This is a genomic window from Actinokineospora auranticolor (genome assembly GCF_002934265.1).
GTDB lineage: Bacteria > Actinomycetota > Actinomycetes > Mycobacteriales > Pseudonocardiaceae > Actinokineospora > Actinokineospora auranticolor.
The window spans coordinates 16,873-29,019 of the sequence record NZ_PTIX01000016.1 but is presented as its reverse complement, the minus strand read 5'-3'; the positions used below and the strand labels follow the sequence as shown (position 1 = coordinate 29,019).

The following is a 12,147-nucleotide window of genomic DNA, read 5'->3' as shown; positions in this document are numbered from 1 at the left end:
AACTCAGGGAACCACCCGACCAGCACGCCGCCGCCCCGCACGACGGCGTACCGCCAGGTCGTCAGGTGCCGGCGGGCGTGATCCCCGACTGTTCGGTGGCATCCACGGGACAAGGGACGGACCGGGAAACACCATGACGGCGGAACGCCACTTGGCAACCAGTCCTGCGTTCGCCGACCGCGCGGACGAGGACTTGCGGGCGCTGTTCGGGCAGTCCGTCGCCGCGCACGTCGTGCTGGCCGGGTCGTCGCACCTGCTGGAGACCGCGAACCACGCTTTCCTGACCGTCATCGGCGAGCACCGGGCACGCACCGGATGGGCTCGGACTCGTTCACCCCGGACTCCGGCGTCCTGCTCGCCAAACCCGCCGGACAACACCCAGAAGACGTCAGCGCCTACCTCAACGGCGACGTCTACCGCCTCACAGCCACAACCGACAACCCCGAGAGGACAATCGCCGTACCCAACGCACTGACCACAGCACAGTTCGGCGAGACCGTGCGGGTTCCAGTGCACGCGAAGCGAAACAGCGGCTCCGGCCAAACGACAGTGACCTTCACCGCCACCTCGGAAAGCAACACCACCACCGCAACCACTACCTGCACCACCAACGGCTGGTGAAGTCCGGGGGTGGGCCTTGAGGGCCCACCCCCGGATCCGGTCCGATTGACGGTCACGAACCGACCCCGGCGGCTGCCGCAGTGGCCACCGCGACCGCAACGACGTGCCAGAGGACGGTCTCGCCGTTACTGGGGCCGGTGAGGGTGAACAGCGGGGAGGCGTTGCCGCGCAACCAGTCGATGGTGGCCAACTGCCGTCGAGTCGCTGGTCTGCGCTGTTGTCGACTCCGTCAGGCGTGCGTGCGGGTTAGGCGACACCGATGGAGATGACGGGGTGGGCAGCCGGGGCGAGCCAGGTCAGGACCGAGTCCAGGGTCGGGGCGGGATGCTGACGCAGCCCGCGGTGGGTCCCCTCGAGCATCTGGCCGCAGGGGTGCGCCTGACCGGGGATTCCCCCTGCGCGGCGGTCACACCAGGGTGGTGGACGACGTACGCCGGAAAGTGCGGGCACCAGGGGGAATCCCCACAGGTAGGGCGTTTCAGCTTTTTCGACAGTGGTGTTCACCGGCACGGCACGAGAGTGCGAAGTCGTGGACGGTCGGTCCAACAGCGCGCCGACAGCCGCCGGGCGAGGCGGCCGGGCGCGACCACGGCCGTCCGGCCGCCCTCGCTCCGTCGTGGCTGTCCGGTTGGGTGGATTCGGGCGGTGCTGACCACCACGGAGATCACCGAAGCGGCGGGCACCCGGGTGCACGCCACCGTACTCGGCCCGACCGGGGCGCCCGCGGTGGTCTGCGTTCCCCGGGTTGGGCTGCGCACACCGGTCGTTCCTGCCGCTGGCGCGGCGTTTGGGTGCGGTGGCCAGGGTCGCGACGATCGACCTGCCCGGGTTAGGCGGCACACTCGGCCCCCGCTCGGCGCTGGACGCGCGGGGGCTCTCCTCGGCGCCGGCCGACTGGCTGCGGCGCACCGGGCGGGAGGGGGCGGTGCTGGTGGTGAGCTCGGCGGGGTGCCAGGTCGTCGCGGACCTGGCCTCGCACACGGGCGGGCTGCTCGGTCCCGTTGTCTTCCTCGGCCCCACCGTGGACCGGAGCGCGCGCTCAGCGATCCGGCAGCTCAGGAGGCTGCTGCTCGACATCCCCCGCGAACGGCTCTCCCTCATCCCGCTCGTGGCGGCGGACTACCTGCGGTGCGGTCCGCGCCGGATCGCCGGAACGGCGAGGTGCCTGCTCGCGGACGACGTCGAGCACAAGCCGCACCACTTGCGGACCGCCACGGTGGTGATCCGCGGCGAGCGGGACCCCCTCGTGCCGCGCGCGTGGGCCCGCGAGGTCGCGGCGCCGCTGCCGAGGGGCAGACTCGTCGAGCTGTGCGGGGCTGGGCACGCGGTGCACCACGGGGCCCCGGAGGCGGTCGCCCTGCTCGTCCGCGCGCTGTTCCCCGGTGCGCGCGCCTGACCAGGGCTGAGGCGCCGCGTCGTCGGGGCCGACGTCTCCCACGTGGCCCGGGCGGCGGCGACGGCGGGCGCAGCGGTGTGCACGGGGTGGGTGGTGGCCTTTGACGTGGAAACCGGCGGCGCGGACGTTACAGGGTGGTTGTCGCGTTCGCGCAGTCCGGAACCCACCTGGTACGGCACGCTCCGCCTGCGGGGTTGGAACGGGCGGTCGGGGTGCTGCGACCAGTACTGGTGGTCGCGCACGACCGGTCGCGTAGCCCTGGGGCGATGTTGATTCCCTTTCACCACCGCTCATGCGCGCGAGCCGATCCGGGTCGAACGCGCGCCTGGACGTGGCCCCGGCCCGGCTGGTTGCGGATACCGCGAACCCGTGCGGTGCGGCGGCGTTCGCCGCGGCTGCCGGTGTGGTGACGGGAAGGGCCTGCTCGCGCTCCGGTTGGGTCATGGTGGTGGCCCCGGCGGACCGGGGCCACCATCTACAGTGGACTTGCAGTCAGTGCGGTTCGCCGTGTCGTATGGCGACGGTGCCGTAACGGCGGTGCGGGCCGGAGGGGGAACCCGCGCAGTGGTGTGCTCGAAGCGGCGAGCGGCCTGACAGGTAGTCCATCGCGTTGTCGTCTTCTGCTACTGGGCAACACCGTCCTTCCTGTCCCATCGTGTGTGGCGACTGTGCCGCGGAGGCGAGCGCTCCCGACACCACACCGAACCGGCGTCGCAACGCCGTGGCCCCGTCCGCTCCCCGTACCGGGCCACGGGTGGTCCTGGCGGGGTGGGCGAGTCGGGGCGCGGCCGACTTGGGCGACCCCAGCTCGCCTCGATGATCGCGTCGAACTCGGCGCGGACCCAGTCGTCGTCCTCGCACAGCAGGGCGAGGAACTCGTCGCGGGTGGGTGTCGTCATAGACGTCATGACGGTCACCTCCCGGATCAGGTCTTGAGCTCCCTGGGGGCGTCCTGCCCGCTGCCGATCGTGATCTTGCTGGGCTTGGCCCGCTCGGCGATCGGGATCCGCACCGTCAGCACGCCCGCGTCGAAGGCGGCCCTGATCCGATCCGTGGCCAGGGCGTCACCGAGGAACAACTGCCGGGAGAACACGCCCAGCGGCCGCTCGGACACCTGCATCTCCACCGACTCGGTGCCCGCGGCGGGCCTGCGCTCCGCCCTGACCGTGAGCACGTTTCGCTCGATGTGCAGCTCGATCGCGTCGGGTTCGACGCCGGGCAGGTCGAAGGCGACCACGAACTCGTCCGCAGCGCGGTAGGCGTCGATCGGGATCGCCGTGGGACGCGACCAGGTCCCGGCGACGCCGTTGAAGACCTGGTGGGCGAGCTGCTCAAACTGCCGGAAGGGGTCGGTGCGCATCAACATGGCTTGTCCTTCCTCTCGTGTCGCTCTTGCCAACGCGCACCTCAGTTCTAGCACGTCGTCCAAACGATGACAAGAGCCATGTCACCGAAAGGATGACAGTTAAGACGACCGCGCCAGCGCGCTGCCGGCGCCGCGGCGGTCGCACAGCACTGCCCGTACGGCGGTGAGTTTGAGCGGTGGCCGATGGGGGACCCGACCGCAACCAGCTGATCAAGGAGGCCCCGTGTCGTTCCGGCTGGCTGTCGCCCTGTGCGCCGCGCTGGTGGTGGTGCTCACGGCCACCGCCATCGTCACGTTCACCACCGGCGGGTCGACCATGCCCGGGTCCACCGACCACGGCGGGGTCGGCTTGTTCGGCAACCCGCTGACAGCTGTCATCCACCTCGTGTTCGCCGCGCTCGCGCTGGTCGCACTGTTGCGGCCGGGCTTCCGCAGGCTGCTCGCCCAGCTCGGCTCGCCGGCGTTCCTCGGCTTGGTCGCCTTCGACGCGGTTGGCCTGCTCTCGCCGGTCGGCGAGGACGAACCGCTCGGCGTCCGCTGGCCGACCCTGGTCGTGGACCTCGTCGTCCTGGCCCTGTGGCTGCTGACGGCCCGGCTCTCCCGCCCCTCCGCCACCGCCGCTCCGGAACAACGCCGTCACCGGTAGCCGACCGACCACGAGCACCCGGGTCAGCACCGGTCCTGTCGGGTGGTGACCGGTGGCGCGGCGACCCGGGGTGGGCCGGGGGTGTGGTCCAAGCGCAGCAGATCGGGGCGGGAGTAGTGGCCGGACACATCGAGGTCGAGGTAGGCGCCGTCGAGTTGGTCGGGGTCCACCTCGGTGACCAGCAGGTCCGCCCTGCCGAACACAGGACCCGCCAGCAGGTGGCCGAACGGGTCGACCACGCAGCTGCCGCCGTTGATCAGGGCCTGCTCCCGTGCGACGGGTTCGGGAAGCGGGTATTCCTCGGGATAGTCTCGGCGGGTGGCGAACTGGTTGGCGGAGAGCACGAAGCAGCGGCCCTCGACGGCGATGTGCCGCATGGTCGCCGTCCAGGCGTCGCGGGCGTCTACGGTGGGCGCGCAGTAGAACTCGACTCCCCGCTGGTAGAGGGCGGCCCGGTACAGCGGGAGGTAGCTCTCCCAGCAGATGGCCATCCCGATCCGGCCGAGGTCGGTGGGTACGACGGTGATGTCGGAGCCGTCGCCCTGACCCCAGATCAGGCGTTCGACCCCGGTGGGCATGAGTTTGCGGTGGTGCCCGATGAGGGCGCCCGCCGGGTCGAACAGCAGCGACGAGCAGTAGAGGGTGTGTCCGGCCCGTTCGACCACGCCCACCACGACCAGGCACCCCGCCGCGGCGACCGCGGCGCGTACCCGGTCGAGCGACTCGCCGGGGATCTCGATGGCCGATCGGCGGTAGCGCGCGAACAGCGCGCGCCCGTCCGCCGTCCGATCACCGACCGTCGCGCCGAACGAGGCGCCCTTGGGGTACCCGCCGAGGAACGCCTCGGGGAACACCACGAGATCGGCACCGGCGTCGCGGGCCTGGCGCAGCAGGATCTCGAACCGCTCGAGCGCGGTCGACAGCTCGAACAGCGGCGCCGCCGCCTGGACCACCGCAACCCGCACGACCCGTTCCTCCACCCGCACTGTCGTTGCCGGTGAGGTTATCCGGGCTCCGTCCTCGGCGGTTGCCCCAGTGCGGGCGTCGACGCCAGTCCGCTGTCGGTGGCGGTGATCGGCATCCGGCACGGCGGCCGGTGTCGCCCGGACCACGTGCTCAGCACGTCGGCAGCGGTGTCGGCGTCCAGCAACACACGGCCCTCCCGTCCAAACGCGGCAGGGCCCCGGGGTTGTGCGGTCCAGTGGACCCCAGTGCCCACCGTGCACCGCCAGGGTCGCGTCGACCTCGTCCAGCACCGCCGGGTGGATGCGCGCGATCGGCCGGAGGACCTCGATCAGTGGTTCGTCGTCCGGGCCCCGAGCGAGTTCCCGCCCACGGGCGCCCCACGGCCGAACGTCGGGCCCGCGGATCGACCGCAGGTGCCGGTAGTCGTGCAACCGGCGGGCCACCCACAGCCGCGGCGACCGCCTGCCCCGCCAGTCCCTCCACACGCGGCGGGTTCGCCGACAGGCCCGCGCGACGCACCCACCTGGTACCCCGCGGGCACGCCCGAAAACACGGGCCCCGCCGGGTATGCCCGAAGGCGCCCACCCCGCGCCGCGAGCCGCGGTCGGGTGCGGCCATGACCAGCCAGTCGAAGTCCGACGGCGCGCTTCGGCGATCACCGACCGTAGCTGCGCGAGGACGCGGGGGCGGGCCCGACCGCCTCAGAGCGGTGCGGTTCCTGGTTCGTCGACGACGGGGAAGATCGTGCCGAGCCCGCTGAGGTCGAGCACGCGTCGCACCGGGCCTGCCGGGATCGCGGCCACGGTGAGCTGCCGTCCGGTGGCCTTGGCGCGCTTGGCGGCGCGCAGCAGCACCGACAACCCGGCCGAGTCCATGAACGTCACCCCCGTGAGGTCGACGACCACCGTCGCGGAACTGTGGTCGGTGGCGAACACGGCATCGAGGGCGTCGCGGAGTTCGCCCGCGGTCGCGAGGTCGATCTCGCCCTCGGCCTGGATCAGGTCCCCGTGGACGCCGAAGCCGGTGGTGATGGTCAGCGGGTTGGTCATGCCAAGCCTCCCAGCGGCGTCATCGTGGCCGCTGGCTGCTCAACCGCCCGAACGTGCCTTCACCATAGCCAGTCGCGGCGGGTTGTCGAAGACGCACCGGATGTGACATTTCTCGGGGACTCTTCACAGCCGACCGCCTCATGGCTCCAGCAGCAAGAACTCACCCGGCGCGCACACCACGACGATCCCGTCGCCGGCGCGCTCCACAACGGCCTCCACGTCGTCACCCATTCCCCCACCCAAGCACCTCGCCCCCGCACCGGCCCGTCGAACAGGGTCCGCTGCCGGGCGGATTTCACCGTCCTGCCCGGTAAGGCGGTGTCCTGAGGGAAAGTCGAGAGCGACGGTGGTTCCGGGGGCGGCTTCGGTGCCCTTGCGACCCCATCCCGTACGCGGTGCGCACCGGCTGCGCGTGGCGGGCGTTGCCCGCAGACTTCCCTCCCTGGGAGACGATGTACTGGTATTTCTCCCGGTAAGAGCGGCGGAGCTGAGTCTCCGGATGGTCGACGCCGAGGGAGCCATAGGTCTTGTTGTAGGAGACGAAGTTGGCCACGTAAACGCCGAACGCCGCCGAGGCGAGGACCCACAGGAAGACGGCGAGCAGGCCGCCAGGGCTTAGCCAGCGGAACCGCGGTTGGCGGACGTTGGGCGCGGCCTAGCAGAGGATGGCGTACGCGAGCCCGACGAGCAGGGCGATCACGGGCCACTTCGCGATGTCCCAGATCCGCAAGCCGGCGTCGCCGATCCCCACGAGCGCGCCCACCCGCTGGGCGACCGCGCCGATGTAGCCGCTGGCCGACCGCAACGCCCCGGCGATGCCGACAACCGCCAGGATGCCCGCGGTGCTGCTGGTCTTTTGCAGCCCGGTGATCGCGTTTGACGATGATGTCGGCGGCCTCGCCCGGAGCGAGCAGTCGCACGTTGTCGATCAGGGCGCTGGTGGCGGACGGTTCAGAGCATGGCCAGGACCGAGGTGAGCACGGGGATCGCGGGGAACAACGACAACACCGCGTAGCAGGTCAGCGCGGCGGCCCAGTCCAGCAGGTCGTCGCGCTGGGACTCCTTGACCGTGGCGCGCAGTACCGCCCACCAGGACCGCTTCGGCAGGTCGGTGGGGCCCTGGGGAACTGGCATCGGTGATCCTCCGGGTCGTCTTGCCAGGTCCTCCCACCACCACCGACACCCGAACGCCCGCCTGCAAACGGATGTTCAGGTCCACCACAGCGAGCTGATCGTCCACGGCCGAGTGGCGGGCGAACTCGCCACCCGCGCCACCCCTGCGCACAACGATCTCGCACGGGGTGGTGCCCCGCCCGAAGTCCGGCCAGCCGATCTCGGTGCGCCACGCGGCGGGATCGCGTGTGTCACGAGGACCGACGACGTAGACCTCCCGCACCGGTCCGGCCACCGACATCGCGTTCTGCACCACCCAGGTCCCGAGTGCGCCGTAGGTGGCCTCGATGCCGCCGTGCTCGCCGACGTGGGTGGTGACGGCCAGTTCCGCGGGGCACGCGTATCCCCGTGGTGCGGGTTGCGGAGATCGTGCACAGTGTGCGCCAGCGGTTTCCCGTATCGGCGTGACCCAGCGAACAGTTCGCCCAGTTTTCCCGGTTCTTGGGCATCGAATCCGAAGTGGATGTGGAAGACATCGAACTCGTCGTGGTGGTCGTGCACCCAGCGCGGGTCCAGCATGACCGGTGGCCACCACTGCTGTGAACCGCTCGGTGCGTGGCACCGGCGCGGGTCGTCGAGGCGGATGGCCCCGTCCCGTCCCAACGGGTCGCCGATATGGCGGACGTACACGTGTCCGGAGGGGACGGACGCCACCCGGATGACCCGCGTGTCAGTCCGCATCGGTGCCCGGCTCCGACATCTTGCGGTGCCGCGCGGCGAGAACACGGTCTGGCACCACATGCCCGGCGACCGACTGCACGGTGTTCTTGACCGAACCCGCGACCACGTGGTCCTTGCCCGCCATCAGCGCGTCGAACGCCTCTCGGGCTACCTCCTCAGCGCTGTCCTTGGGGCCCGTACCGAGTTTGGTGTCGCTCATGTCCGCCCGGCCGAAGAACTCCGTGTCGGTCGGCCCCGGCATCAACGCGGTCACCGTCACGCCACTGTTTCCACCCCGCGTTCACAGAGGGACTCCGCAGCGCTGCTGGTCTTGTCGTCCTCTGGACAGCGGTAGGTCCCATGGCTCGTCGGCGGTGACCCGTATGGCGAGCCCCAGGATGTCCGGTGTGTTTCCCGGCAAGCCGATGCCTTTCGACAACCGGGGGATCAAGGAATCCTGGCGTGTCAACATGGTGGCCGCCGCTCCTCGTTCGACCTCACGCGTAGCCGACGCGGGCAACGCCGAACCCGGACCGCGGCGATGAGGCACGGCCGAGGCGGCTCGGCCACGCACCCGGCGGTGACCTCGACCGCGGCGGCGGGTTGATCACGATGGCGGAGGGGAAGCTGGGCGAACCGGGGTTCAGTGAGCGCTCCTGCGCGCCGCTGGCCGAGGGGCACCTGGCCAGGCTGTACGCCATCGCCGAGGCTGACCACGCCGTGTTCGCCGCGCGGCGCCCCGAGTACCTGGACCGCCGCGTGGCGGTGACCCTCGCGCAGGGGCGGCGTCGCACTACCTCGACGGCCGTACCGGGGTGAAGGACCTCGACGTGTGGTCGTTCTACGCGCAGCTGCCCGACACGCCGTGGCCCGCCTACCAGAGGCAACGGCGCGTCGACTTCGGGCCGTCGGAGTTGGGGCGGCAGCGCTACGACCTGTCCGGAGCCACGTCCGCGGCCACCCGCGCGCGGTGGGAACGCTGGGAGCGCAGCTACACCGGGCGCAGGGTAGACCTGTTCGTCCGCCCCCTCCCGGTTCCCCCGGCCACGGATCGCCTGGTGGTATCGGACGCGTTGGTCGACTGGCTGCGGCGTGGAGAGGCGGGCCGTGTTCGCAACTCAACGTGGCACCTCGCGCGCTAAGCCGTCATCCTCCTCGACCCGGATGCCCGTGGCCTCCGTGTCCGGCCGCCGGACGCGGGGACGGGAGAACCGCCGTGAGCCCGCTGTGACGTCGACGGCGCGGTCGAGCCGAATCAGTTTCCACCCCACCGCGGCGGCCACGTGTAGGTCGGGCCTGCCCCGGGTAGTCGGGCGGCGACTGCCGACTAGGAGGCCACGTGGATTCGTTCAACCCCGCCAAGGTCGTGAAGGACGCGGTGGAGAAGGCCGTGGAGAAGGTCGCCGACCTGGTCACCCCACCCGTTCCCGGCGCACCCGGGAGCAAGCCGCCCGCTATCGATCCGCCCACCGAGCCCCAGGGGCCGTTGCCGCGCAAGGCGGACCAGTCCTCGCCGGAGACGCGCACGGCTACCGGTGCCGAGACCGGTGCCGAGCCGCGAGCGCGCGAGCAGCACGGCGAGTACCTGACGACGTCCACCGGTGTGCGCCTGCACGACACCGACCACTCGCTCAAGGCCGGTGAGCGCGGGCCGACCTTGCTGCAGGACCACCACCTGCGCGAGAAGATCACCCACTTCGACCACGAGCGCATCCCCGAGCGGGTGGTACACGCGCGCGGCGCCGGAGTGCACGGGGTGTTCGTCGGCTACGGCAACGCGCAGGGGGTGTGCAAGGCGGCTTTCCTCGCGGAGGGGGTCAGCACGCCGGTTTTCGTGCGGTTCTCCACCGTCGTGGGTTCGCGCGGGTCCGCCGACACCGTGCGTGACACCCGGGGGTTCGCTACGAAGTTCTACACCTCGGAGGGCAACTTCGACCTGGTGGGCAACAACATACCGGTGTTCTTCATCCAGGACGGCATCAAGTTCCCCGACATCATCCACGCCGCGAAGCCGCACCCGGACCGGGAGATCCCGCAGGCGCAGAGCGCGCACGACACGTTCTGGGACTTCGTGTCCCTGCACACCGAGGCCACCCACCACGTGCTGTGGCAGATGTCCGATCGCGCGGTCCCGCGCTCGTACCGGATGATGGAGGGCTTCGGCGTCCACACCTTCCGCCTGGTCAACGCCGACGGCGAGACCGCGCTGGCGAAGTTCCACTGGAAGCCCAAACTCGGCGTGCACTCCCTGCTCTGGGAGGAGGCGCAGCTCATCTCCGGTGTGGACCCGGATTTCCACCGGCGCGACCTGTTCGACGCCATCGAGGCGGGCGCGTTCCCCCAGTGGGAGCTGGGCATCCAGGTATTGCCCGACACTCCGGAGCAGACCTTCGAGGGCATCGACCTGCTCGACCCGACCAAGATCGTGCCGGAGGAGTTGGCCCCGGTACAGCCGATCGGGCTGCTCACGCTCAACCGCAACACCACCAACTACTTCGCCGAGACCGAACAGGTCGCCTTCCACGTCGGGCACCTTCCGCCGGGCATCGACGTCACCGACGACCCCCTGCTGCACGCGCGGCTGTTCTCCTACGTCGACACCCAGCTCTCCCGGCTGGGTGGGCCGAACTTCAACCAGATCCCGATCAACCGCCCGCACGCGCCCGTCAACGACATGCTCCGCGACGGCTTCCACCAGCACGCCGTGCACAGCGGCGTGGCCCCGTACAAGCCCAACAGCCTCGACGGCGGCTGCCCGTTCCACGCGGGTGCCGACTCCGGCGCGTTCGCCGAGGTCGCCGCGACCGTGGCGGCGTCGGTCAAACAGCGCCGGTCACCGGCGTCCTTCGCCGACCACTTCAGCCAGGCACGCCTGTTCTACCTCAGCCTGACCGCGGTGGAGCGCGACCACGTCATCCGCGCCTTCACCTTCGAGCTGGGCAAGTGCTACGAGCGGGCCATCAAGGAACGGCAGCTCCGGGTACTGGCCGCTGTGGACACCGAACTGTGCGCCCAGGTCGCAGCGGGCCTCGGGCTCCCCGTCCCCGAGCAGGCCGCGCCCGCGCCGGAGGTGATCCCCAGTCCCGCCCTGTCGCAGGTCGGCAAGGCGTGGCCGACCGACGGCAGGGTCGTCGGCATCGTCGTCGACGCCGACGACCCGGACAGCCTCAACGCCCTGCACACCCTCCGCCAGGACATCACCAGCGCGGACATGACACCGCTGGTCATCGCCGCTCGCGGCGGTGAACTGGCCGACGGCTTGATCGCGCAGCGGACGTTCCTCACCACCCGCTCCGTCGAGTTCGACGCGATCCTGCTCGCCGCCGCGCCGCCCCCCGCACCCGACGCGCTGCCCGTCCTCGACGCCAAGGCGGGCGTGCCCGCGGCCACCGTCGATCCACGCGTAGTCCTGATGTTGCAGGAGGCGTACCGACACGGCAAAGCGATCGGTACCTGGGGCGGGGAGGCCGCACTGGCCGAAGCGGGTATCGCACCCACCGCACCGGGAGTGGTCGTCGGGGACGACCCGGCCGAGGTGTTCACCCAGGTCACGCAACTGCTCACCCTGCACAGGGTGTGGGAGCGGTTCGCCACGACCGCGAGCTGAGCGGCCTGGAATCGGCCTTCGAGGTCCTTGTGACAAACGTGGTGCGGGTGGCGTCGCTGAACGCCGCCCGCACCAGGACCAGCCCGATTTCTCCACGTTGGAAGTGCGCAATTGGGTATCAGCGCGCCATAGCGGACGATCGCGATGCACCGCGCACACGACAGTGGTCGACGACCGCAGGACACCCAACGCCCCAGGATGAGCAGGTGGCGCCTCTGCTCGGTGGGGACATCGAGTACCTGGGGTACCTCGACCACTCCGCATTGGTGGCCCTGGCGGGTTCCGCGGCCGTCGCGGTCGTCTCACCGTGCTGGGACGAGCCCTACGGGCTGGTGGTGGCCGAGGCACTGGCCTGCGGGACACCGGTCGCGGGCTACGCGCGCGGCGCGTTGCCGGAACTGCTCGACGACCCCACCGGGATACTGGCCGACCCAGGCGACATCCCGGGTCTCGCCACCGCGATCACAGCGGCGTCCACTCTGGACCGCCGCCGGGTTCGGGTGCACGCGGAACGCACGTGCTCGCTGACGACTATGGTGGACAACTACGAAAGCCTGTACCGGGCACTCGCATCGTGATCGGCTACTACATCCACCACCGCGGTTCCGGCCATCTGCACCGCGCCCGCGCAGTCGCCGCCCGACTGCGCACTCCGGTGATCGG

At 70.7% G+C, this 12,147-nt stretch carries 13 protein-coding genes and 3 pseudogenes; 8 read left to right on the top strand and 8 right to left on the bottom strand.

Going from position 1 to position 12,147, the window contains the following annotated elements:
• Positions 1–315 precede the first annotated feature (315 nt).
• Positions 316–621, top strand: coding sequence for a hypothetical protein (locus tag CLV40_RS25005; RefSeq protein WP_181043720.1), 306 nt, complete (start codon positions 316–318; stop codon positions 619–621).
• 796 nt (positions 622–1,417) lie between these two features.
• On the top strand, positions 1,418–2,017 hold the full coding sequence (locus tag CLV40_RS39850) for an alpha/beta fold hydrolase (RefSeq protein ID WP_245931553.1): 600 nt from the start codon (positions 1,418–1,420) through the stop codon (positions 2,015–2,017).
• 925 nt (positions 2,018–2,942) lie between these two features.
• Here the strand turns inward: CLV40_RS39850 and CLV40_RS24995 are convergent.
• Positions 2,943–3,383, bottom strand: a complete 441-nt coding sequence (locus tag CLV40_RS24995) for an Hsp20/alpha crystallin family protein (RefSeq protein ID WP_104481429.1) — start codon at positions 3,381–3,383, stop codon at positions 2,943–2,945.
• Positions 3,384–3,606: 223 nt separating this feature from the next.
• Here CLV40_RS24995 and CLV40_RS24990 point away from each other — a divergent pair, with 223 nt between their 5' ends.
• Positions 3,607–4,029, top strand: coding sequence for a hypothetical protein (locus CLV40_RS24990; protein WP_104481428.1), 423 nt, complete (start codon positions 3,607–3,609; stop codon positions 4,027–4,029).
• Between the two features lie 23 nt (positions 4,030–4,052).
• Here the strand turns inward: CLV40_RS24990 and CLV40_RS24985 are convergent, their stop codons facing one another.
• From CLV40_RS24985 to CLV40_RS24980, 3 genes and pseudogenes are all read right to left on the bottom strand, one after another.
• Positions 4,053–4,994, bottom strand: a complete 942-nt coding sequence (locus CLV40_RS24985; protein WP_104481526.1) for a carbon-nitrogen hydrolase family protein — start codon at positions 4,992–4,994, stop codon at positions 4,053–4,055.
• 261 nt (positions 4,995–5,255) lie between these two features.
• Positions 5,256–5,480, bottom strand: a pseudogene (locus CLV40_RS40895) (DUF6098 family protein); the annotation flags it as partial.
• A 216-nt stretch (positions 5,481–5,696) separates the two neighbouring features.
• Positions 5,697–6,044 (bottom strand): STAS domain-containing protein, encoded by a 348-nt coding sequence (locus CLV40_RS24980; protein WP_104481427.1) that lies wholly within the window; start codon positions 6,042–6,044, stop codon positions 5,697–5,699.
• 323 nt (positions 6,045–6,367) lie between these two features.
• Here CLV40_RS24980 and CLV40_RS40410 point away from each other — a divergent pair.
• A pseudogene (locus tag CLV40_RS40410) lies at positions 6,368–6,517 on the top strand (transposase); the annotation flags it as partial.
• A 182-nt stretch (positions 6,518–6,699) separates the two neighbouring features.
• On the opposite strand, the gene CLV40_RS39830 reads toward CLV40_RS40410, so the two are convergent.
• From CLV40_RS39830 to CLV40_RS24950, 4 genes and pseudogenes are all read right to left on the bottom strand, one after another.
• Complete coding sequence (locus tag CLV40_RS39830) at positions 6,700–6,849, bottom strand: hypothetical protein (protein WP_245931552.1); 150 nt, start codon at positions 6,847–6,849, stop codon at positions 6,700–6,702.
• 146 nt (positions 6,850–6,995) lie between these two features.
• Positions 6,996–7,178 carry a hypothetical protein gene (locus CLV40_RS39825; RefSeq protein WP_104481426.1) on the bottom strand — a complete coding sequence of 61 codons (183 nt, stop codon included), beginning with the start codon at positions 7,176–7,178 and terminating at the stop codon, positions 6,996–6,998.
• A 199-nt stretch (positions 7,179–7,377) separates the two neighbouring features.
• Positions 7,378–7,749 (bottom strand): annotated as a pseudogene (locus CLV40_RS40615) (GyrI-like domain-containing protein); the annotation flags it as partial.
• A gap of 138 nt (positions 7,750–7,887) precedes the next feature.
• A complete protein-coding gene (locus CLV40_RS24950; RefSeq protein ID WP_104481425.1) occupies positions 7,888–8,157 on the bottom strand; it encodes an SDR family oxidoreductase in 270 nt (89 codons plus the stop codon).
• A gap of 332 nt (positions 8,158–8,489) precedes the next feature.
• Between CLV40_RS24950 and CLV40_RS24945 the strand changes: the two genes are divergently transcribed.
• From CLV40_RS24945 to CLV40_RS39820, 4 genes are all read left to right on the top strand, one after another.
• Complete coding sequence (locus tag CLV40_RS24945) at positions 8,490–8,696, top strand: hypothetical protein (protein ID WP_104481424.1); 207 nt, start codon at positions 8,490–8,492, stop codon at positions 8,694–8,696.
• Positions 8,693–9,019, top strand: a complete 327-nt coding sequence (locus CLV40_RS24940) for a hypothetical protein (protein WP_104481423.1) — start codon at positions 8,693–8,695, stop codon at positions 9,017–9,019. Before CLV40_RS24945 ends, CLV40_RS24940 begins: the two co-directional genes overlap by 4 nt.
• 197 nt (positions 9,020–9,216) lie before the next feature.
• Complete coding sequence (locus tag CLV40_RS24935) at positions 9,217–11,484, top strand: catalase (protein ID WP_104481422.1); 2,268 nt, start codon at positions 9,217–9,219, stop codon at positions 11,482–11,484.
• A 206-nt stretch (positions 11,485–11,690) separates the two neighbouring features.
• On the top strand, positions 11,691–12,062 hold the full coding sequence (locus tag CLV40_RS39820; protein ID WP_245931550.1) for a glycosyltransferase: 372 nt from the start codon (positions 11,691–11,693) through the stop codon (positions 12,060–12,062).
• The last annotated feature ends 85 nt before the right edge of the window (positions 12,063–12,147 follow it).

Bases quoted from the DNA above. Each gene is read 5' to 3' on its own strand.
- CLV40_RS25005 (WP_181043720.1), top strand. From the start codon at position 316: ATGGGCTCGGACTCGTTCACCCCGGACTCCGGCGTCCTGCTCGCCAAA.
- CLV40_RS24995 (WP_104481429.1), bottom strand. From the start codon at position 3,383: ATGTTGATGCGCACCGACCCCTTCCGGCAGTTTGAGCAGCTCGCCCAC.
- CLV40_RS24980 (WP_104481427.1), bottom strand. From the start codon at position 6,044: ATGACCAACCCGCTGACCATCACCACCGGCTTCGGCGTCCACGGGGAC.
- CLV40_RS39825 (WP_104481426.1), bottom strand. From the start codon at position 7,178: ATGCCAGTTCCCCAGGGCCCCACCGACCTGCCGAAGCGGTCCTGGTGG.
- CLV40_RS24945 (WP_104481424.1), top strand. From the start codon at position 8,490: ATGGCGGAGGGGAAGCTGGGCGAACCGGGGTTCAGTGAGCGCTCCTGC.